The sequence below is a fragment of the Pandoraea sp. XJJ-1 genome (assembly GCF_026802345.1).
Lineage (GTDB): Bacteria > Pseudomonadota > Gammaproteobacteria > Burkholderiales > Burkholderiaceae > Pandoraea > Pandoraea cepalis.
Window position 1 is genome coordinate 4,264,497 of the sequence record NZ_CP113827.1, and the last position, 20,501, is coordinate 4,284,997.

The 20,501-nt window shown below is 65.5% G+C and carries 19 protein-coding genes; 15 read left to right on the top strand and 4 right to left on the bottom strand.

Features of this window, described 5'->3' with window-relative positions; genetic code table 11:
• Positions 1 to 19: 19 nt before the first annotated feature.
• Positions 20 to 688 (bottom strand): VTT domain-containing protein, encoded by a 669-nt coding sequence (locus OYT13_RS19640; RefSeq protein WP_017232728.1) that lies wholly within the window; start codon positions 686 to 688, stop codon positions 20 to 22.
• A 258-nt stretch (positions 689 to 946) separates the two neighbouring features.
• Here OYT13_RS19640 and mutL point away from each other — a divergent pair, with 258 nt between their 5' ends.
• From mutL to OYT13_RS19685, 9 genes are all read left to right on the top strand, one after another.
• Complete coding sequence (mutL, locus tag OYT13_RS19645; protein WP_442796424.1) at positions 947 to 3,001, top strand: DNA mismatch repair endonuclease MutL; 2,055 nt, start codon at positions 947 to 949, stop codon at positions 2,999 to 3,001.
• A 7-nt stretch (positions 3,002 to 3,008) separates the two neighbouring features.
• Complete coding sequence (gene miaA, locus OYT13_RS19650) at positions 3,009 to 3,956, top strand: tRNA (adenosine(37)-N6)-dimethylallyltransferase MiaA (protein ID WP_017232726.1); 948 nt, start codon at positions 3,009 to 3,011, stop codon at positions 3,954 to 3,956.
• A gap of 233 nt (positions 3,957 to 4,189) precedes the next feature.
• On the top strand, positions 4,190 to 5,065 hold the full coding sequence (locus tag OYT13_RS19655; protein ID WP_026131729.1) for an ABC transporter permease: 876 nt from the start codon (positions 4,190 to 4,192) through the stop codon (positions 5,063 to 5,065).
• Between the two features lies 1 nt (position 5,066).
• Entirely contained in the window at positions 5,067 to 6,119 is a 1,053-nt protein-coding gene (locus OYT13_RS19660) for an ABC transporter ATP-binding protein (protein WP_017232724.1), read from the top strand.
• A gap of 76 nt (positions 6,120 to 6,195) precedes the next feature.
• On the top strand, positions 6,196 to 7,260 hold the full coding sequence (locus OYT13_RS19665) for an extracellular solute-binding protein (protein ID WP_026131728.1): 1,065 nt from the start codon (positions 6,196 to 6,198) through the stop codon (positions 7,258 to 7,260).
• A gap of 26 nt (positions 7,261 to 7,286) precedes the next feature.
• Positions 7,287 to 8,207 (top strand): ABC transporter permease, encoded by a 921-nt coding sequence (locus OYT13_RS19670; protein ID WP_017232722.1) that lies wholly within the window; start codon positions 7,287 to 7,289, stop codon positions 8,205 to 8,207.
• Between the two features lie 116 nt (positions 8,208 to 8,323).
• The gene (locus OYT13_RS19675; RefSeq protein ID WP_261938040.1) at positions 8,324 to 9,520 is read left to right on the top strand and encodes a M24 family metallopeptidase; all 1,197 of its coding nucleotides are present in this window, start codon (positions 8,324 to 8,326) and stop codon (positions 9,518 to 9,520) included.
• 74 nt (positions 9,521 to 9,594) lie between these two features.
• Entirely contained in the window at positions 9,595 to 10,836 is a 1,242-nt protein-coding gene (locus tag OYT13_RS19680; protein ID WP_017232720.1) for a metal-dependent hydrolase family protein, read from the top strand.
• A gap of 47 nt (positions 10,837 to 10,883) precedes the next feature.
• Positions 10,884 to 11,798 carry a LysR substrate-binding domain-containing protein gene (locus OYT13_RS19685; protein WP_017232719.1) on the top strand — a complete coding sequence of 305 codons (915 nt, stop codon included), beginning with the start codon at positions 10,884 to 10,886 and terminating at the stop codon, positions 11,796 to 11,798.
• 137 nt (positions 11,799 to 11,935) lie between these two features.
• Here OYT13_RS19685 and purM read toward each other — a convergent pair whose 3' ends face one another.
• The gene (gene purM / locus OYT13_RS19690) at positions 11,936 to 12,982 is read right to left on the bottom strand and encodes a phosphoribosylformylglycinamidine cyclo-ligase (protein WP_017232037.1); all 1,047 of its coding nucleotides are present in this window, start codon (positions 12,980 to 12,982) and stop codon (positions 11,936 to 11,938) included.
• Between the two features lie 146 nt (positions 12,983 to 13,128).
• On the opposite strand from purM, the gene hda reads away from it, so the two are divergent.
• The 6 genes from hda to panB are packed head-to-tail and all read left to right on the top strand — an operon-like array spanning position 13,129 to position 18,130.
• Positions 13,129 to 13,839 carry a DnaA regulatory inactivator Hda gene (gene hda / locus OYT13_RS19695; protein WP_017232036.1) on the top strand — a complete coding sequence of 237 codons (711 nt, stop codon included), beginning with the start codon at positions 13,129 to 13,131 and terminating at the stop codon, positions 13,837 to 13,839.
• A 55-nt stretch (positions 13,840 to 13,894) separates the two neighbouring features.
• Positions 13,895 to 14,584, top strand: a complete 690-nt coding sequence (locus OYT13_RS19700; protein ID WP_268566848.1) for an HAD family hydrolase — start codon at positions 13,895 to 13,897, stop codon at positions 14,582 to 14,584.
• Positions 14,581 to 16,095, top strand: a complete 1,515-nt coding sequence (gene pcnB / locus OYT13_RS19705; protein WP_268566849.1) for a polynucleotide adenylyltransferase PcnB — start codon at positions 14,581 to 14,583, stop codon at positions 16,093 to 16,095. Before OYT13_RS19700 ends, pcnB begins: the two co-directional genes overlap by 4 nt.
• Positions 16,092 to 16,604 carry a 2-amino-4-hydroxy-6-hydroxymethyldihydropteridine diphosphokinase gene (gene folK / locus OYT13_RS19710; RefSeq protein WP_017232033.1) on the top strand — a complete coding sequence of 171 codons (513 nt, stop codon included), beginning with the start codon at positions 16,092 to 16,094 and terminating at the stop codon, positions 16,602 to 16,604. The genes pcnB and folK overlap by 4 nt, the downstream gene beginning before the upstream one ends.
• Positions 16,601 to 17,257 (top strand): deoxynucleoside kinase, encoded by a 657-nt coding sequence (locus tag OYT13_RS19715; RefSeq protein WP_026131614.1) that lies wholly within the window; start codon positions 16,601 to 16,603, stop codon positions 17,255 to 17,257. The genes folK and OYT13_RS19715 overlap by 4 nt, the downstream gene beginning before the upstream one ends.
• Positions 17,258 to 17,311: 54 nt before the next feature.
• Positions 17,312 to 18,130 (top strand): 3-methyl-2-oxobutanoate hydroxymethyltransferase, encoded by an 819-nt coding sequence (gene panB, locus OYT13_RS19720; RefSeq protein WP_261938039.1) that lies wholly within the window; start codon positions 17,312 to 17,314, stop codon positions 18,128 to 18,130.
• A gap of 143 nt (positions 18,131 to 18,273) precedes the next feature.
• Here panB and OYT13_RS19725 read toward each other — a convergent pair whose 3' ends face one another.
• A complete protein-coding gene (locus tag OYT13_RS19725) occupies positions 18,274 to 19,641 on the bottom strand; it encodes a sensor histidine kinase (protein ID WP_017232030.1) in 1,368 nt (455 codons plus the stop codon).
• Complete coding sequence (locus OYT13_RS19730) at positions 19,638 to 20,300, bottom strand: response regulator transcription factor (RefSeq protein WP_017232029.1); 663 nt, start codon at positions 20,298 to 20,300, stop codon at positions 19,638 to 19,640. The genes OYT13_RS19725 and OYT13_RS19730 overlap by 4 nt, the downstream gene beginning before the upstream one ends.
• Positions 20,301 to 20,501: the final 201 nt, after the last annotated feature.

Consider the following 20,501-nt stretch of genomic DNA (forward strand, 5'->3'; position numbering starts at 1 on the left):
GTCTGCCCGACGGTCGACCTTACTCGCCCTGGCCCTGCGCCACACGGCGACGACCGCGCGTGACCAGTTTCCAGAGCGCGCCGAGCGCGATCGGCACCACCGCTGCCGAAATGCCCACCAGCACGATGACGTTCAGGTATTGCTTGACAATCGGCAGGTTGCCGAACAGGTAACCGCCGCCCACGAGCAGCGTCACCCAGATCAGGGCGCCGAGCAAGTTGTAGAGCTGGAAGCGCACCCACGACATGGCCGACACCCCCGCCACGAACGGCGCGAACGTCCGCACGATCGGCACGAAACGCGCAATCACAATGGTCTTGCCGCCGTGATGCTCGTAGAAGTCGTGGGTCTTGCGCAAGGCGTCGCGATCGAGAAAACGCCAGTTCTTCTCGTACACGCGCGGCCCGATCTTCGATCCGATCCAGAAGTTGAGCGTGTTGCCGGTCACTGCCGCAATGAAGAGCAGTACGCCGAGCAACCACGGATCCATCGCACCGGTCGCCGCAAATGCACCGCCAATGAACAGCAGGGAATCACCCGGAAGGAACGGAAAGAGCACCAGCCCCGTTTCCACGAACACGATCATGAACAGGAACAGATACACCCAGTTTCCGTATTGATCGATAAACACCCCCAGATGTTTATCGATGTGGAGCACCATCTCCACCAATTGCACCAAAGTATCCAAGTCGATTCCTCAAGATAAAGGACGCCGGCCCGTCCCTGCGGGCACGCGACGAACGCATGATACCAGCGCAAACGTCGGGCGTCGTGTCGTGCCCGTGACGGTCGGCGCCGACCGTCACGGGTATGTCGAATTCATGGTCCAGCCTACAACCCTCCCATGACAGGAATGAGTTGCGCTGCTACGGGCGCCGTTGCGGGTATTGCCCGCTGAAACCTGGCTCGACCTATGTCTTTGAGGGCAACCTTTATAATGGTTCCCATGTCTGCGACCCCGACCTCCTCCCCCCCTGCACACGACCCGGCCGGCGTGCCCGCCCCGACCGGCACCCAGGCCCCTGAGCGCCGCCCCGGCCCCCTGCCGACGGGCCTCGCGCCGTTGCGCGCCATCCAGGTCCTCCCCGACCAGCTGATCAGCCAGATCGCCGCGGGCGAGGTGGTGGAACGCCCCGCGTCCGTCGTCAAGGAATTGCTCGAGAACGCCCTGGATGCCGGCGCCCGCGCACTCCAGATCAAGCTCGAAGAAGGCGGCGTGCGCCGCATCGCCATCACCGACGACGGCGGCGGCATGTCCGCCGAACAATTGCCGCTGGCGCTCACGCGCCACGCGACGAGCAAGATTCGCTCGCTCGACGAACTCGAATCGGTGCTTACGTTGGGGTTCCGTGGGGAAGCGCTCGCTTCCATCGCGTCGGTGGCCCAACTCACGCTGTCGAGCCGCCAGGCCGATGCGCCGCACGCGAGCGCCATCGACGGCAACACCGGTGCGCTGACCCCCGCCGCAGGCCCGGTGGGCACGACGGTCGACGTTCGCGACCTGTACTTCAACACCCCCGCGCGGCGCAAATTTCTGAAGACCGAGCAGACCGAGTTCGGTCATTGCATGGACGTTATTCGCCGCAGCGCGCTCGCGCGTCCCGACGTCGGCTTCTCGATCCTGCACAACAACCGGGCGGTGGAGCACTGGAACGCGACTGACGCCGCGACGCGCGTCACGCGCGTGCTCGGCAACGACTTTGCCGGCGCGCATCTGGCGCTGGACGAGGGGGCCGCCGAGTTGCGCCTGTCGGGCTTCGTCGGGTTGCCGACCGCCAGTCGCGGGCGCGCCGACCAGCAGTATTTCTTCGTGAACGGCCGTTTCGTGCGCGACAAGCTGCTCACCCACGCGGTACGCGCGGCCTATGAAGACGTGCTCCACGGCGACCGCTATCCGGCCTACGTGCTGTATTTCGAACTGCCGCCGCAATGGGTCGACGTCAATGTCCACCCCTCGAAGATCGAAGTGCGGTTTCGCGATGCCCGCAGCGTCCACCAGTTCGTATTCCACGTCGTGCAACGCGCGCTGGCCCGAGCGGCGGGCAGCGGCGGCGCGACGCACGCCGCCCACCTGACCGACGGCGGTGGACTTGCCGCCGGGCCGGGTGCCGCTTTGGGCGGCGGCAGCAGCGGCATGATGGCTGCGCGCCCGGCCGGAGGGATCGGCGGCGTCGGCAGCAGTTGGAATCCCCGCATGCAGCAAGGCACGCTGCCGATGGCGCAACCGCTGTCCGTCTATGACAACTTGTTCGGACGCGCCGCGCCCCCCGCCCCGCGCCCGTATGGTCAGCCAGGCGTCACGGATGCACCCCCGCCGCCGTATGGCCATGCCGGGACAACGCAAGGCGACACGACACTCACCGGCAGCGACACCCTGCCGGCAGGCACCGGCGGCAACGCCGACGCCATGGCGCTGGAACAACCGCTCGGCTTCGCCCTCGGCCAATTGCACGGCATCTACATCCTCGCGCAGAACGCCTATGGCCTCGTGCTGGTCGACATGCACGCGGCCCACGAGCGCATTCTCTACGAACGCTTCAAGCAGGCACTCGTGGAACGCAGCGTGCCAGTGCAGCCGCTGCTGATTCCTGTGACGTTCTTCGCCGACCCGGTGGAAATCGGTACGACGGAAGAACATCAGGAAACGCTCACCGCACTGGGCTTCGACCTCGCGGCGATGTCGCCGACCACGCTCGCCGTGCGCGCCATTCCCGCCCTGCTCGACGGCGCCGACGCGCAAGCCCTGGCGCGCGCTGTGCTCGCGGACCTACGTCAGTACGGCGGTTCGCGCGTGCTCACGGAACGTCAGCATGAACTGCTCGGCACGCTCGCCTGCCACACGGCGGTACGTGCAAATCGACGGCTCACGCATGAAGAGATGAACGCGCTGCTGCGCCAGATGGAAGCGACCGAGCGCGCCGATCAGTGCAATCACGGGCGTCCCACCTGGTACCAGCTCACGCTCGGCGATCTCGACAAGTTGTTCATGCGGGGACGTTGAGCCGCTCATGACGTCATCGCCCCCGATCGTCTGCCTGCTGGGCCCGACGGCATCCGGCAAGACCGCCGCCGCCCTTGCGCTGGCGCAGGACACCCCACTCGAGATCATCAGCGTCGACTCCGCCCTCGTCTATCGTGAGATGGACATCGGCACGGCCAAGCCGAGCGCGGCCGAGCTGGCCGCCGTACCCCATCACCTGATCGACATCATCGATCCGCGCGACGCCTATTCCGCCGCGCAATTCCGGGAAGACACGCTGCGTCTTGTCGATGAGATTGCAGCGCGCGGACGCCGCCCGCTGCTCGTCGGCGGCACGATGCTGTACTACAAGGCGCTCACGCAAGGCCTCTCACCGCTGCCGTCGGCCAACGCCGACGTACGCGCCCAACTCGACGATGATGCCGCGCGCGAGGGCTGGCCCGCCATGCATGCACGGCTGGCGAGCGTCGATCCGTCGACGGCCGCCCGCCTCGCGCCGAATGACGCACAGCGCATTCAACGCGCGCTGGAAATCTTCGTGCTGTCGGGCAAACCGATGTCGCAATGGCTTGCCGAAGAAGCCCGGGCACCTGCCGCGCCAACGCCCCATACGTTCGTGCCGGTGGCGCTGGAGCCGAGCGACCGCGCGGTACTGCACGCACGTATTGCCGAACGGTTTCGTCTGATGCTCGCGGCCGGCTTCATCGAAGAAGTCGAACACCTGCGCGCACGCGGCGATCTCGACCCGAGCCTGCCGTCCATGCGCTGTGTCGGCTACCGGCAGGTATGGGAATACCTCGACGGCGAGATCGATTACGACACGATGCGAGACAAGGGCATCTTCGCGACGCGCCAGTTGTGCAAGCGTCAGCTCACCTGGCTGCGCTCGATGCCCGAGCGCCACATCGTCGACTGCACGGCCGCCCACGCATTGCAACACGCCATCGACGCCGTACGCGCGCTCTGGCAAGTCTGAGCGCATCGCCATCCCTGCGGAACGCCTCGCTGATCGTCCGGCGAAGCGTTCTGTGCCCACGTGCGTCGCACGCTGCGAAACCCGCATCGCCTTATCGCCCCAGCCGTCTCCCGTCTCCGTTGAAACCCTGACAGCTTTCCGGTTTGCACGACGATTTTGATATGCTAATTTGCATATCAACGTTTCGTTTAATGCAAATTTGCATCGAATCCACGATACCGGGAAGGACGCCAATGACGCAGACTTCGATGGAGCCAAGTGGGGTGGCGGGTGACGGGCTGCGGCGGCCGACCGGCGGCGCGCGACGCGTGCCCGTCGCTAAATGGGCGGTGCGCGCCGGGGTCACGCTGATCTATCTGTTCATGCTCAGCCCGCTGATCTTCGTCGTCTGGCTGAGCTTCTTCAAAGACGCGATCATCACGTTCCCGCCGAGCGGCTACACGCTCTCATGGTATTTGAACGCCTGGCGCAATGCCGCGTTCGCCGACGGCTTCCTGCTCTCGCTCCAGCTCGCCGCCTGCGCGGCCATCGGCGGCGTAATCCTCGGTGTCGCCGCCTCTCTCGCCCTCGCGCGCTATCGTTTTCCCGGCCGCCGCACGCTCGGCAATGTGTTGCTGTTGCCGCTCGTGGTCCCGGGCATCGTCGCGGGCATCGCGACTTACCTTTTCTATCTGCGCGCCGAAAACGCGCTCGATATGGACATCGTCGGCACCTTCGGCGGTCTCGTGATCGCGCACGTCTGCCTGACCATTCCGTGGACGATGCGTCTCGTGGGCGCAAGCCTTGCACAGATCGACGGCACCATCGAGGAAGCCGCCCGAAATCTCGGCGCGGGCCCGTGGCGCACACTGTGGCGCGTCACATTGCCGATGTTGCGCCCCGCCGTCGTGGCGGCCGGACTGTTCAGCTTCATCGTGTCGTTCGAGAACCTCGAACTCACGTTGCCGCTGGTCGGACCGGGCAAAACCACCCTGCCCATCGCGATCATGCAGTACCTCGAATTCAACCTCGATCCGACGATTGCCGCCGTCTCCGCGGCGCAGATCGTCCTGCTCGGCATCGTCATGCTGATCACCGATCGCTTCGTCAAACTCAGCCAGGTGATCTGACATGGCCAACGTTTCATTGCGCGGTCTGCGCAAGCAATACGGCAACGCCGCCGCCGTGGCGGACTTCTCGCTGGAGATTGCCGACGGCGAACTCGTCGCCTTCCTTGGCCCGAGCGGTTGCGGCAAGACCACGACGCTGCGCATGGTCGCGGGCTTCGTCGAGCCGACGGCCGGCGAAATCTGGATCGGCGGCAAGGAGGTCTCGCGCCTGCCCGCGCATCGCCGCAACACCGGCATGGTGTTCCAGCGTTACGCGCTCTTCCCGCACATGACCGTGGCAGAGAACGTAGCGTTCGGCCTCGAGATGCGGCACGTGTCGAGTGCCGAGCGCGTTACGCGGATTCGCGAAGCGCTCGATATGGTGCGTCTCACGTCGCTGGCGGATCGCTATCCGCGCCAGCTCTCCGGCGGTCAGCAGCAGCGTGTGGCGATTGCCCGCGCACTGGCGATTCGTCCCGACGTGTTTCTGCTCGACGAGCCGCTGTCCAACCTCGACGCCAAGCTGCGCACCGAAGTGCGCGAAGAGATCCGCGCCCTGCAGCGACGGCTCGGCCTGACGACGATCTTCGTCACCCACGATCAGGAAGAGGCGCTGGCGATTGCCGACCGCCTGGCCGTGATGCACGACGGCTGCGTGCAGCAGATCGGCACCGCCGATGCGCTTTACGAACGCCCGGCCAATCCATTTGTCGCGAACTTCCTCGGCAAGATGAATTTCCTCGCCGGGCGGATGACCGACGGCCATTTCGTGACGGCCAAAGGCGAGCGCCTGGCGTTGCCGAGCGCTGCCCCCGACGCCACGACGCTCGGCATTCGCCCCGAGCGCCTGCGCCTGAGCGACACGCCTGTGCACAACGAAACGGCCATGCCGGTCACGGTCGACCAGACGATCTATCTCGGTTCCACGCTCGAACTCCGTCTGAAGAGTCCGCAGGGCGAGATGCTCGTCGCGCACGTGCAGAACACCGCACGCGACGACGTCGGCCGCTATGCCCCGGGCCGCGCCCTCAACGCGTGCTTCGCGAGCACCGATTGCCTGTTTTTCAACGCCTGACGACACTGCCTCACTTCCACCCGCTTCGGCCCATGTATTGGCCAACCTCGTGGCCAACGTTTTGAAGGATGACGACATGACGCACGCCCTGAACCGCCGCTCGTTTCTGAAGACCGCCTCCGGTCTGGTGATCGCCCCCGCGCTCGGCCTCGATGCCCTCTCGGCACACGCTGCCGCCGCCTGCCCGAACGTGGTCGTCGGCACCTGGGGCGGCGACTATCTGAATCTTCTCGAACAGAACATCGGCAAGCCGATCATCGAAGCCGCCGGCGGCAAGGTCACGTACGACTCGGCCGGTCAGGTCGAGCGCATGACGAAGCTGCGCGCCGAGAAGGCGTCGCGACGCGGCTCGCTCGACGTTGCATGCCTGGCCGATCTCGATATGTATGACATCAACCGCTCGGGCATTCTCGAAGCGGTCGACGCCAAGCTCGTCCCGAATCTGGCGAATGCGCTGGAGGCGCTGCGCCGTCCGTACTCGATCCCGCACATCTTCAGCGCGATGGTGATCGTCTACAACCCGGAGAAGCTCGGCACGAAGCCCGACTCATTCACCGCCGCACTCGATCCCAAGCTCAAGGGCCGTGTGGGTTTCTCGGACATCCTCTACAACTTCAACGTGGTGAGCAGCTCGCTCGCGGCCGGCCATAAAGACGGCGATATGGCCGGTGGTGTGCAATTCCTGCGCGAATTGCGCAAGTCGCAGCAGCCCAAGGTCTATCCGTCGAACGAAGCCGTGGCGTCGGCGCTCAAGAGCGGCGACATCTGGTTCACCTGTATGTGGAAAGCGCGCGCGCTGCAATGGAAGAAGGCGGGCGTGCCGATCGATTACGTGGTGCCCAAGGAAGGTGCCGTGCCGGTAACGTTCGAAGCCGCCGTGCCGAAGAATTCGCAGTCCAAGCTGTGCGGCTTCAACTACCTGAACGCGATGCTCGATCCGCGCGCCCAGATCGGCTTTGCGGAGACGATGGGCTATGCGCCGACTGTGACGAACGCGAATCTGCCGCCGTCGCTGCAGGAAAGCGTGGGCTTCACCCGCGCCGAACTCGATCGCATGGTCAAGCTCGATTACGCCCGCTTCACCGCCGACAAGCCCGCGCTGCTCGACTTCTGGAACAAGGAATTCAAGGTGGGTCTGTGAGCGTCGCCGACACCCCGGAGCCTGCGATGACGCCGTCCCCACCGGCTGCCGATGCCGCCCGAGCCGCCCGGGCCGCCACCGCGCGCGCGGTGCGCGGCGCGCTCACGGGCGGCTCGCTTGCCACGCCCGCCACGCTCGTGGTGTTGCTCGTCATCGTGCTGCCCGGGTTGCAACTGGTGCGCTACAGCTTCAACCGGTTCGATCCGGTCGACATGATGCAGGCGGCACTGACCGGCACGAACTACGTCAAGTTCTTCACCGATCCGTACTACCTCTCGGTGCTCTGGACGACGATCAAGGTTGCCTCGCTGTGCACGGCGCTCGCGCTCGTGTTTGGCTTCCCGGTCGCCTACGTGCTCGCGCGCACACAAACCCGCTTCAAGAGCCTGCTGGTGATGCTGCTGGTCTTCCCGCTGCTGGTGGGCAACGTCGTGCGCGCGGCCGGCTGGATGGTCATGCTCGGCACGGCCGGCTTCGTCAACGCCATGCTCGTGTCGCTGGGCATCGTGCCGCAGCCGATTCGCTTGCTGTACACGCCGTTCGCGGTCGTGGTGGGCACCACCGCCGTGGTGCTGCCTTACATGATCCTCACATTGCAAAGCGTGCTCGAAGGCATGGACTTCTCCGTCGAGGAAGCCGCGCGCAATCTGGGCGCCACCTTCTGGCAAACACTCACGCGCGTGATACTGCCGATGGCCGCACCGGGCATCGCCGCCGGCACCATGCTCGTGTTCATTCTCTGCATGAACGCCTATGCCACCCCCGTACTGCTCGGCGGCACCGGCATCACCATGATGACGCCCACGATCTACGACCAGATCGCGAAAGCGAACAACTGGCCGTTCGGCGCGGTGCTGTCCATCGTCTCGATGGTGGTGACGTTCGTGCTCGCCATTGCGTCGCACTGGATCATCCATCGGCGCTATGCGAAGACGATGATGACCTGACCGATCTGCCCGCCCTGATCCGCGCGACCTTGCGTGCCGACCGGCCCCATCCGTCGGTCATGCCCAACGCCGTCTGCCCCTGACATTTGCCCCAATTTGCCGATAAGGACTTCGTGATGCCGACTCTCTCCGATGCGACACGTCAGTACCGCCATCGTCTGATGCAAGACCTGATGGACCGCGCGCGCGTCGACGCGCTCGTGTTCACCGCCGCCGATTTCTTTCAGTGGGCCACGAACTTCCACGTCGATGTGCAGACGTGGGAGCGCCCCATCGCCGTGTGCGTGCCGCGCAACGGCGAGCCGTTCGCGGTGATGAACGAGCTGTCGACGCATCACCTGATGATGGCTCGCGAGCGGGGCCATCTGTGGCTCGATCTCGATCGCGTCACGCTTTACGCCGAGCATCCGCGCGTGACCCAGCGCCAGCCGCTGCTCGCCGATGTGCCCATGCTGATCGCCGACACGCTGCGCGCCGCCGGTCTGGCAGGCTCGCGCATTGGCGTCGATGCGGCCGGTGGCCCGCTCGCGCGCGCCGGTGGCCTGCTGCCCGATGCGAAGCTCGTGCCCATGCTTGCCGAGATGCGCGCCCTGCGCTGGGTCAAGCACGACGAGGAAATCGCCATCATGCGCGCCGCCGCCGAGTTGGCCGACTGGGTGCAGGACCGGTATCGCGAGAACATTCGTCCCGGCCGTCTAGTGCAGGAACTCGACTACGCGATGGCCGCGCTGATGGTCACGGAAGGGGCCAAGCGCTTCCCCGGCGAGAACCTCGAAGTGATGCGCTGCTGGACACTGTCCGGCCCCGCCTCGGCCTCGCCGCATGGCGATGGGGCATCGTGCGGAGCGCGCATCAATGCGGGCGACGGCATGGTCAACATCGTGATCCCGCGCCTGAACGGTCTCGTGATCGAAAACGAACGCACGTGGTTCTGCGGCAAGCCGTCGAGCGAGCAGGCGCGCTACTACGAGGTCGCGCGCGCCGCCAATGAAGCCGCAGTGAACGCGGCCGTGACCGGCAAGCCCGTCTCGGGGATCGACGCCGCGGCGCAGGCCGTCATCGAGAAAGCGGGGTGCGGTGAGTTCATCCGACATCGCACGGGCCACGGCATGGGCATCATCGGCCACGAGTACCCGGACGACATGGCGTTCAACCATCGTCCGCTGCTCGCGAACGAGGTGTATTCGGCCGAGCCCGGCATCTATGTCTACGGCCTGGGGGGCTTCCGTCTGGACGACTCGGTCGTCACCGGCGACACCCCCGTGATGCTCACGCGCACGCCCCGCACGCTCGCACACGCCACGATCGATTGAAGATTGCAGGCCCGCGAGTCACGGTTGCCCGCTGACTCGGGCAACCCCAGACACACCATCCTGGAGGAGAGGTCATGGAGTCGATTCTGTTGTCGAATTGTGCGCTGCTCGACCCGGTCAAGGGCGAGCTGCGCGAAGACCACGCCGTACTGATCGAAGGCGGACGCATCAAGGAAGTGTCGGACAAGCCGATTCGGGCGGCGTCGGCGCGCGAGATCGATGCCCACGGGCGCACCGTGATGCCGGGACTGATCGATCTGCATGTGCACGTGCATGCCACGCAGCTCAACCTGGCCTCGCAAGCCCATCTGCCGAACGTGCTCGTCACGCTCCGGTCGGTGCCGATTCTGCAGGGCATGCTGCGGCGCGGCTTCACCACCGTGCGGGACGCGGGTGGTGCGGGACACGCCATCAAGCAAGCAGTCGAAAGCGGACTGGCCGAAGGGCCGCGCCTGTTCGTGTCGGGCCGCGCGATCAGCCAGACCGGCGGACACGGCGACGGTCGCGCGCGCACTGATTACCTCGGCACCGACGGGCCCTGCCCGTGCTGCGTGCGCGTCGGCGCCCTGTCGCGCGTGGCCGATGGCGTCGACGAGGTTCGACGTGCGGTGCGCGAAGAGCTGCAAATGGGCGCCGACCAGATCAAGATCATGGCCTCGGGCGGCGTGGCCTCGCCCACCGATCCCGTTGGGGCCTGGGGTTACGCCGAAGACGAAATCCGCGCCATCGTCGCGGAGGCCCGCGGGCGCGGCACCTATGTGCTCGCCCACGCCTACACGGCATCGGCCATCGAACGCGCCGTGCGCTGCGGCGTGCGCACCATCGAACACGGCAACCTCGTCGACGCCCCCACGGCCCGCTACATGGCCGAGCAAGGCGCTTACGTCGTACCCACGTTGGTGACGTACGACGCCCTCGCGAACGAAGGCAAGTCGCTCGGGCTGCCTGACGATAGTGTCGCGAAGATCGCCAACGTTCATGCGGCGGGCCTGCGTTCGCTGGAGATCTTCCGCGAGGCCGGTGTAAAGATGGGGTACGGCTCGGATTTATTGGGTGAGTCGCAGCGCCTGCAAAGCGACGAATTCCGTCTACGCGCCGAAGTGCTCTCGCCGGCGGAGATTCTGCGCAGCGCGACGGTCATCGGCGCCGAGGTGCTCGGCCAGTCGGGCCAGTTGGGTGAGATCGTGCCCGGCGCGCATGCCGACGTGCTGATCGTCGACGGCAATCCGCTGGCGTCGATCGATTGTCTGCTCGGCCAGGGGGAGCGGATTCCGATGGTGATGAAGGGCGGTAGAATCCACGCTTTCGCGCTGTAGGCCCCATGCGCAGGGGCCCCGACAGCTAACCCTTCCGTGGAGAATCGATGGATTTCCGGCACATCGACGCCTTTCGGGCGCTGATGCTCACGCGCACGACCACCAAAGCGGCCCAGGTGCTCGGCACGTCGCAGTCCGCGGTCAGCCGTCTCGTGGCCGATCTCGAACGCTCGACGCGTCTCACGCTGTTCGATCGCGCGCGCGGACGGCTCGAACCGACGGCCGAGGCGTTCGCGCTCTTCGAGGAAGTCGAGCGCCGCTATGCCGGCCTCGACAACATCCGCGAATTCGCGCTGAATCTGCGTAACCCCGACACGGCCGTCATTCGCGTGGGGTCGGTCGTGTCGTTCGGCCTGGGCTTCTTTGCACGCGTGATGGCCGGCTACCGGGCGTTGCATCCGAGCGTGCAGCTCGCGCTGACCACGGGGGCCTCCGATCTGATTCGCGACCAGGTCGTCACGCATCAGCTCGCGCTCGGCCTCGTGACCAACACGATCGACGTGGCCGCGACCGATGCCGTCTCGTTCGCCAACCTCGACGCGATCTGCGCCCTACCCGCGGGGCACGTCCTCGCGCGCAAGAAGGTGATCCGTCTGGCCGATCTGAAGGGGCAGCCGATCCTGTCTTACGAGCCGACCGACATGGTGCGCTGGGGCATGGATCAACTCTTTGCCGAGGGCAATCTGCATCAGCAGGTTGTTGCCACGGCCCGCTACTCGGTCAACATCGGCACGATGGTGAAAGAGAACGTCGGCATCGGGTTGCTGCACCCGGTGTCGGCGTACGACTTCCTCGACTCCGATCTCGTGCTGCGACGTTTCGAGCCGTCGATGCCATTTCATACGCTGCGTATCACGCCTCGCGCCGCGGCCCCCAGCGCGCAACTCGACGATCTCGTGCGCGTGATGGAGACCACGCTGGAGGATGTCATACGAGCCGTGGAGGCGCGGATGAAGCGCTGACGCGGCCGATCTGCGTGAGCCCTTGGCCGACGCCGCCGCACGTTGACCTCGCGCTGCCATAAAAAAGCCCGCCGAAGCGATCGCCGGCGGGCTCTCAGTGCATTGCGCATATCCGGAGGGCATCGCCCTCCCGGGGCTTACGACACGATCGTCTGCGCTTCACCTTCCTTGCGCTCGCGGATCGTGCCCAGACGGTAGACCGTCTCGCCCGACGCTTCCAGGTGCTTGACGGCCGCGTCGGCGTCAGCCGCCGCGACGATCACCGCCATGCCGATACCGCAGTTGAACACGCGGTGCATTTCGGCGTCGGCCACCTTGCCGTGCGCCTGCAGCCACTGGAACAACGGAGGCAGCGTCCAGGCGTCTTGCTTGATGTCGGCCGTCAAGTGGTCTTGCAGCACACGCGGAATGTTCTCGACGATGCCGCCCCCCGTGATGTGGGCCATGCCCTTGACCGGCAGCGACTGCATCAGCGCCAGCAGCGACTTGACGTAGATGCGCGTCGGCGCCATCAGCACGTCGCGCAGCGGTTGGCCGTGGAAATCGGCGTCCAGATCTGGCTTGGCAACGTCGATGATCTTGCGAACGAGCGAATAACCGTTCGAATGCGCACCCGACGAGGCCAGACCCAGCACCACGTCGCCCGGCACGATGGTCGTGCCGTCGATGATCTTGCTCTTCTCGACCGCACCGACCGCAAAACCCGCCAGATCGTACTCGCCGTCCGGGTACATGCTCGGCATTTCGGCCGTCTCGCCACCGATCAGGGCACAGCCCGCCAGCTCACACCCCTGGGCGATGCCCTTGACGACGGTGGCCGCGGTGGCCACGTCGAGCTTGCCGCAGGCAAAGTAGTCAAGGAAGAACAGCGGCTCGGCACCCTGCACCAGGATGTCGTTCACGCTCATGGCGACCAGATCCTGGCCGACCGTGTCGTGCTTGTTCAGCGTGAAGGCCAGCTTGAGCTTGGTGCCCACGCCGTCGGTCCCCGAAACAAGCACCGGCTCCTTGTAGCGCTTGGGTACTTCAAACAGCGCGCCGAAGCCGCCAATGCCGCCCAGCACGCCGTCGCGCAGGGTTTTTTTGGCAAACGGCTTGATCGCTTCGACCAATGCGTCGCCCGCTTCGATGTCGACGCCAGCGTCGCGATAGGAAAGGCCGGATGTTTCGTTAGGGTGTGACATGACGGGAATGCATCAAGGTTCGGTAAAATGCGATTTTACCCGATGCGCGTGCCCTTTCGGCATGCAAACCGGATATCGGACGCAAGCCGACGTCGGCTTGCCCTGTAAACCGCACTCCGCCAGCCTTTTGCCGGCTTTCCTCGTTCGTGATCCAGCAACTGTTTCTCGACCTCGGCACACCGCCGCCCGCCACGTTCGACAATTTCATTGTCGGGCCCAATCGCGAGGCGGCGCAAACGCTCGCCGGCCTGCCCGCCGAACTCTCGGCCGGCACGGCACGCGATCGCGGCATCTACCTCTGGGGGACGGCCGGGTCCGGCCGCACCCACCTGATGGAGGCCCTGTGCCATGCCGTGGGCCCAAGCGCGCGCTATCTGCGCCCGAACAGCCCGCTGGCCGCCTTCACGTTCGACGACGCGAGCACGGTCTACTGCGTCGACGATTGCGACCATCTCTCCCCTACTCAGCAGATCGCCGCCTTCAACCTGTTCAACGAGACACGCGCCCGCCCGCACTGTGCCTTCGTGGCCGCAGGCGCCCAGCCCCCTGTCGACATGCCGCTGCGCGAAGACCTGCGCACCCGCCTCGGCTGGGGCCTCGTATTTCACATTGTGGGACTCGATGACGACGGCAAGAAGCAGGCGCTGCAGAATGCCGCCCGCGAGCGCGGGTTGCAGTTGGCGACCGACGTGCCCGCCTATCTGCTCACGCACTTCGAGCGCGATATGTCGAGCCTGATGGCGTTGCTCGATCGTCTCGACCGCTTTTCGATGGAACAAAAGCGCGCGGTGACCCTGCCGTTGCTGCGCCAGATGCTGACCCACACCGATCCGGCCGTCCCCGAAGGGAAAAACTGACCGGTATCGCGCCGGTTCAGGTAAGCCGCCCCTAGCTTCAGGTAAAATTCGCGCAATGACCAATTTAGCCCTCTTCGATCTCGACCACACTCTGCTGCCCACGGACAGCGACAAGGAGTGGGGTCGTTTCCTCGTGCGCCAGGGTGCTGTCGAGCGTGATTCGTACGCACAGGCCAACGAGGCGTTCTATCAGGATTACTGCGAAGGCCGGCTCGATATGCCGGCTTATCTGCGTTTCTGCCTCGCGCCGCTCGCGCGCTATCCGCGCGACCAGCTCGACGCGTGGCATGCGCAGTACATGGAAGAAGCGATCCTGCCGCACATTCGTCCCGAAGCACTCGAACTGCTCGACACGCACCGCCGGGCCGGCGACCTGTGCGCGATCGTGACGGCCACCAACACGTTCGTCACGCGGCCGATCGCCCGGGCGTTCGGCATCGATCACCTGATCGGCACCGAACCGGCCGTGGCCGGCGACAATCCGAACGCACCGGACGCACGCTATACCGGCGACTATGTTGGTACACCGAGCTTCCGCGAGGGCAAGATCACGCGCACCGAAGGCTGGCTCGCCAGCCTTGGCAAGTCGTGGCACGATTTCGACCACGTCTTTTTCTATAGCGATTCCGCCAACGACGTCCCCCTGATGGAGAAGGTGAACCATCCGGTGGCAACGAACCCCGATGAGGCGCTGCGCGACATCGCGCTGGCGCGTCGCTGGCCCATTCTCGAGTTGTTCCAGTGATCCGCAAACTCATCAAGAAACTGCTTGGCAAAGACAGCCAGGCCATCCTGCCCGCGACCGGCAAGCCGGTTGTCATCCCCGCCTCGGTCCACCGCATCGATCCGAGCCTGCTCTCGAAGAACGCCGTGCGCGTGACCGACACGCTGCAGCAAGCCGGGTTCAAGGCCTTCATCGTCGGCGGCGCCGTGCGCGATCTGCTGCTGGGCATTGCCCCGAAAGACTTCGACGTCGCCACCAGCGCCACGCCCGAGCAGGTCCAGCGCCTGTTCCGCCGCGCGCGCATCATCGGTCGCCGCTTCCAGATCGTGCACGTGCAGTTCGGCCAGGAGATCATCGAGACCTCCACGTTCCGGGCGCTGGTCGATGCCGTCGACAGCGAGCAGATCGGCGCACGTCGTCCGAAAAAAGGCGAACTCGACCGCAAGACGCACGTCACCGACGAATCGGGCCGCGTGCTGCGCGACAACGTCTGGGGCGAGCAGGAGGAAGACGCTGCCCGGCGCGACTTCACCGTCAACGCCATGTATTACGATCCGGCGGCCCAGACGGTGCACGACTATCACCACGGCTGGGAAGACATTCAGAAGCGCGTGCTGCGCATGATCGGCGACCCGGCCACGCGCTACCGCGAAGACCCCGTGCGCATGCTGCGCGTGGTGCGTTTCGCGGCCAAGCTCGGCTTCAAGATCGACGACGCGACGGCCGAGCCGATTACACAGCTCGCGCCACTCATCGACAACGTGCCAGCGGCGCGTCTGTTCGACGAGATGCTCAAGCTGCTGCTCTCGGGTCACGCGTGGGCGTGTGTGCAGCAACTGCGTGAGCAGGGCCTGCATCACGGCCTGCTGCCGTTGCTCGACGTGGTACTGGAGCAGCCGTTGGGCGAGAAATTCGTCATGCTGGCGCTCGCCAACACCGATGCACGCATCCGCGCAGGCAAGCCGGTCTCGCCGGGCTTCCTGTTCGCCGCGCTGCTCTGGCATCTCGTGCTCGAAAAGTGGCAGGCCTATCAAAGTGCGGGCGAATATCCGATTCCGGCGCTGCATCTCGCGATGGACGACGTGCTCGACGCGCAAACCGGCAAGCTGGCGATCCAGCGGCGTTTCGTCGCCGACATGAAGGATATCTGGGGCTTGCAGGTGCGCCTGGACAAACGCGTTGGCCGCACGCCGCTGCGCATGCTCGAGCATCCGCGTCTGCGCGCGGGTTACGATTTCCTGCTGCTGCGTTGCGAATCCGGTGAAGTCCCGGCCGAAGCCGGCCAGTGGTGGACCGACTTCCTCGAAGGCGACGCCGCGACACGCGACACCCTGCTTTCCCAAGGCAGCGGACCGGGCTCCACGCCGGCCGCCAAGCGTCGCCGCCGACGTCGCAAACCGACGGGCGGAAGCAGTGGCGAAAGCTCGGGCGGCGAACGTGGCGACGGGGGCGGCGGCAACGAGAGCGCGACCAGCGAGAATCAGGGCAAGCGGGTATCATCGCGACAGCATGGTTCCGAAGGTGCTTCATGACTGTTGCCTACATCGGGCTCGGCGCGAATCTCGGTGACGCCCGCCAATCGATCAAGGACGCCATCGTCTGCCTGGCGCAGCAGATCGGCGTCACGATCATTGGCAAGTCTGACTTGTATCGCACGGCCCCCATCGAATCGAGCGGCGACGACTATCTCAACTGCGCCGTCGCCGTTGAGACGAGCCTGAGCGCTCATCAGTTGCTCACGCTGTGCCTGAAGATCGAGTTGCATTTCGGACGCGAGCGACCGTACAAGAATGCGCCGCGCACGCTCGATCTCGACCTGCTGCTGTACGGCGACGAGTGCATCGCCGAACCCGACCTGATCGTCCCGCATCCGCGCATGGCCGCGCGCGCCTTCGTGCTGCGCCCGCTCGCGGATCTCGCTCCTGAACTCGACATCCCTGGCCTGGGCCGCGTGAGCGCCTTGCTGCTGGGCGTCGCCGACCAGCGCATCGAGCGCGTCGCGCAGTGCTGCTGCCCGACGAAGCGCGCCTACGTGTCATGAGATCGCCCGTGCTCGGGCGTTTTCGCTACCTGGCCGTCGAGGGCCCCATCGGGGTCGGCAAGACGTCGCTGGCGCAGCGCCTGGCCGATGCCGCCGGCGCCACAGTGTTGCTCGAGCAGCCCACGCTCAATCCTTTTCTCGAACGTTTTTATCGCGATAGCGCACGCTACGCGATGCCCGCGCAGTTGTCGTTCTGTCTGCAACGGGTCGACGAGGCGACGGAAATTGCCCGGCGCGAGATCGACGGCAAACCGATCTTCACCGACTTTCTTCCCGAAAAAGATGGCCTGTTCGCACGCCTGACGCTCTCGGCCGACGAACTCGACCTGTATCGCAGGCTCGTGGCGCACATCGAGCGGCCGCACCGGGCGCCGGACCTCGTGATTCATCTGCAGGCGAGCCCCGAGACGCTGTTCGCGCGCATTCAGAAGCGCGCCATTCCGATGGAACAGCAAATTCCCGATACGTATCTGCGCGCGCTGTGCGACATCTACGGCGAATTCTTCTATCATTACGCCGCTGCGCCGGTATTGACGGTCGACACGGAACAATTCGACCCGGCGCATAACGACAATGACTTCGCCCTGCTGGTCGAACGCATCGATCAGATGCGCGGACGCAAGGAAGTCTTCGTCAAGGGCGCTCGCCCCTGATCGTCGCCCGCGCCGCGCAGGTGAGCGGGTGACACCTCATGAACCGAGGCTGACATGAGTTATCTGCAAGAATCCAACCGCAAGGCCGTGACCGTTCCCGGGCTTGCCCAGATGCGCGAGCGGGGCGAGAAGATCGCCATGCTCACCGCGTATGACGCAAGTTTCGCGGCGCTGCTCGACCGCGTGGGGGTCGACGCCATTCTGATTGGCGACTCGCTCGGCAACGTGATCCAGGGCCAGCGCACGACGTTGCCCGTCACGTTGCGCGACATCTGTTATCACACCGAATGCGTCGCGCGCAGTGTCGACAAGGCACTCGTACTGGCCGACCTGCCGTTCGGCACCTATGGCACGAAGGAGCAGGCTTATCAGAGCGCCGTGGCCGTCATGCAGGCCGGCGCGCAAATGGTGAAGATCGAAGGCAGCGCGTGGCTCGCCGAGACGGTGCGCTTTCTGGTCGAGCGCAGCATTCCCGTGTGTGCGCATCTGGGACTCACGCCGCAGTCGGTGCACGCGTTCGGCGGTTTCAAGGTTCAGGCGCGCGAAGAGGCTGCGCAAACGCAGTTGATCGACGATGCGCGCACGCTGCAAGCGGCAGGCGCGCAGTTGGTCGTGCTCGAAGCCATTCCGGCCGCCGTCGCTGCGCGCGTCACACCGGAAGTGCCGACGATGCCGACCATCGGCATTGGGGCCGGTCCCGAATGCGACGGACAAGTGCTGGTGTTGCAGGATATGCTCGGCGTGTTCCCCGGCAAGTCACCGAAGTTCTCGATGAACTTCATGGAAGGCCAGCCGAGCATTGCCGCCGCCATCGAAGCGTACGTGCAAGCGGTCAAGCACGGCACGTTCCCCGCGCAAGCGCATTGCTTCTGAGCGAGCGGACACCGCCCACGCGCTGATGAGGCAGCGGTTCGCGAACGCGCCGCTGCCTCGGTCCACGCTGATGTGCCACGCGTGCTCGAACCTCCCGCGATCCTGCCGCACCCCTTGCGCCCCCTTGCGCATTCGTTCCGCGCTCATCCGGCCATCGGCAGCGTCAACACGACGGCGAACCCCGCGTCGCGGCCCCCCTCGAACGTCATCGTCCCGCCGTGTGCAAGCATCACCTCGGCCACCATCGCCAACCCCAGGCTCGCCCCTTCGCGTCCGTCGGCACGCGATGAGAACGGCGTGCGCACCCGCTGCCACTCCGACTCGGGGATGCCCGGCCCATCGTCGAAGAACCGCACGCGCCATTGATCGTCGACACGCGTCACATCGACGTGAAGCCGATGCGGTGCGCCATATGCCAGCGCGTTGACCAGCACGTTCTTGATCGCTTCGCGCAGGCTCAGGGCATCGCCGACGATCATGCAGGGCGTCGGCGGTGCGTGAAAGGCCACATCGATATCGCGTGTTGCATACGACAGCGTCTCGCGCATCGCCACCGGCAACAACGCCTTCAGATCGACCGGCGTGGGCGCCACGCTGTCGGCGCGATGCTGCACCATCGCGTGATTGATCAACTGGTGAATGAGTCCGCCCAGCCCACGCGCCTGCTTCTGGATGCGCGCGATATGTGCCTGACGCGCCGCCTCGTCCTGCGTCTGCGTGAGCATTTCCGCCTGCGCGGTGAGCGCCGTCACCGGCGTGCGCAATTGATGCGCGGCGTCGCCGATGACACGACGCATCAGCGCGCGCGAGGTGGCCAGCCGCTGCATGAAGTCATTGATTGCACCGACGAGCGCCAGCGTCTCGGCCGGCGCCGTCACCGCCAACGGCACGAGGTCGTTCGAATCGCGCGCCCGGATGGCCGCTTCGATCTGCTTGAGCGGCGCGAGCGCCTGACGCAGCGTCCACAACGCCGCGAGCATTGTCAGCACACCGGTGGCGATGGTGATGAGCAAAGTGTTGTCCGCCAATCCACGCGTGAATCGCACGCGTGCGTTCTGCGTGTGGGCCAGTGCCACCACGGCCCACGGATGCGGCGCGCTCACCGGCATGCGGCGACCGACGATGGCGATGCGGATGGGCATCTCCTGGTACGTGCCGTCGACCACGACCGGCCCGCCGGCCAGCTTGTCCCACGGAATATCGGGACGGAACTCCGAATCGCCCGCGACCGAGCGGCCGTTCGGATCGAGCACGTTGTAGAAGATCTGATCGCCCGGCGCGAGGGCGGAAAAGGCGGCGAGCGGTACGTCGACGTTGACCTCGCCATTCTGATACCAGGTGTTTTCCGCGACCTGCAGCGCGCTGCCGAGCAGCCAGCGGTCGTACGCGCGGTCGACGGCCGCGCGCGTCGAGAACCAGATGCCGAGCAGCACCGCCGCCACGGCGAACGCCAGCACAGCGCCCATGCGAACGACCAGCCGCAGATACAGGGAACGGCCGGGAACGATCATGACAGCACGAGTTGATAACCCAGTCCGCGCAACGTGCGAATCTGGAATTGCGCGGCGGCCAGCTTCTTGCGCAGACGCGCCACATATTGCTCGATGGCGTTCGCATTTGGCGCCGGCTCGTCGCCATACAGGCGATCCATGAGTTCGTCTTTGCCGAAGATGCGTCCCGGGCGCGCCGCAAGAATTTCGAGCAGCGTCACTTCGCGACGCGTCAGTTCGATCGGCAGGCCATCGACCTCGACGCCGCGACTCTTGCGGTCCAACGTGAGGTTGGCGCATGTCAGCCGATTCGTGGCGTCCTGCCCGGTGCGCCGCATGAGCGCTCGCACGCGCGCTTCCAGCTCGCGAAAATCGAACGGCTTGGTGAGGTAGTCGTCGGCCCCGAGATCGAGCGCACGCACCCGTTCCTCGATCTCCGCGCACGCAGTGAGCATGAGCACGCGTGTGGACAGGCCACGCTCGCGCACGCGTCGCAGCAACTCGAAGCCATCGATGTGCGGCAGCATGACGTCGAGGATCAGCAGGTCGTAATCGTCGCCGATGCGTGCCGCGGCGGCCGCGCCGTCGGTCTCGCAATCGAGCGCGTGGCCGAGCCTACGCAACTGGGTGGCAATCGCTTCGGCGACATCGGCGGTGTCTTCCACCAGCATGATGCGCATAGTTCCTGAGTCTCCTTCGATGGTGATCACGGGGCGCCCGGCATTCTTCCCGGCGAATGTCCGTGATGGTCTCGGGATTCTCTCGGAAATCGCCGGCGACTTCCTCGGGGTTTCCCCTGAATTCGGGCGCTGCGCGCCCGACGTGTCAGCTTCGCTACAGCTTCGCTGCTTAGCATGGGAACTGATTATAAAAGCATCCCT

What these genes read in the sequence shown, in the direction of transcription:
- OYT13_RS19715 (WP_026131614.1), top strand. Translation starts at nt 16,601, where the DNA reads ATGAGATCGCCCGTGCTCGGGCGTTTTCGCTACCTGGCCGTCGAGGGC.
- OYT13_RS19665 (WP_026131728.1), top strand. Translation starts at nt 6,196, where the DNA reads ATGACGCACGCCCTGAACCGCCGCTCGTTTCTGAAGACCGCCTCCGGT.
- OYT13_RS19700 (WP_268566848.1), top strand. Translation starts at nt 13,895, where the DNA reads ATGACCAATTTAGCCCTCTTCGATCTCGACCACACTCTGCTGCCCACG.
- OYT13_RS19675 (WP_261938040.1), top strand. Translation starts at nt 8,324, where the DNA reads ATGCCGACTCTCTCCGATGCGACACGTCAGTACCGCCATCGTCTGATG.
- purM (WP_017232037.1), bottom strand. Translation starts at nt 12,982, where the DNA reads ATGTCACACCCTAACGAAACATCCGGCCTTTCCTATCGCGACGCTGGC.
- mutL (WP_442796424.1), top strand. Translation starts at nt 947, where the DNA reads ATGTCTGCGACCCCGACCTCCTCCCCCCCTGCACACGACCCGGCCGGC.
- OYT13_RS19655 (WP_026131729.1), top strand. Translation starts at nt 4,190, where the DNA reads ATGACGCAGACTTCGATGGAGCCAAGTGGGGTGGCGGGTGACGGGCTG.
- folK (WP_017232033.1), top strand. Translation starts at nt 16,092, where the DNA reads ATGACTGTTGCCTACATCGGGCTCGGCGCGAATCTCGGTGACGCCCGC.
- OYT13_RS19685 (WP_017232719.1), top strand. Translation starts at nt 10,884, where the DNA reads ATGGATTTCCGGCACATCGACGCCTTTCGGGCGCTGATGCTCACGCGC.
- OYT13_RS19730 (WP_017232029.1), bottom strand. Translation starts at nt 20,300, where the DNA reads ATGCGCATCATGCTGGTGGAAGACACCGCCGATGTCGCCGAAGCGATT.
- OYT13_RS19725 (WP_017232030.1), bottom strand. Translation starts at nt 19,641, where the DNA reads ATGATCGTTCCCGGCCGTTCCCTGTATCTGCGGCTGGTCGTTCGCATG.
- OYT13_RS19660 (WP_017232724.1), top strand. Translation starts at nt 5,067, where the DNA reads ATGGCCAACGTTTCATTGCGCGGTCTGCGCAAGCAATACGGCAACGCC.
- miaA (WP_017232726.1), top strand. Translation starts at nt 3,009, where the DNA reads ATGACGTCATCGCCCCCGATCGTCTGCCTGCTGGGCCCGACGGCATCC.
- panB (WP_261938039.1), top strand. Translation starts at nt 17,312, where the DNA reads ATGAGTTATCTGCAAGAATCCAACCGCAAGGCCGTGACCGTTCCCGGG.
- OYT13_RS19680 (WP_017232720.1), top strand. Translation starts at nt 9,595, where the DNA reads ATGGAGTCGATTCTGTTGTCGAATTGTGCGCTGCTCGACCCGGTCAAG.
- OYT13_RS19670 (WP_017232722.1), top strand. Translation starts at nt 7,287, where the DNA reads ATGACGCCGTCCCCACCGGCTGCCGATGCCGCCCGAGCCGCCCGGGCC.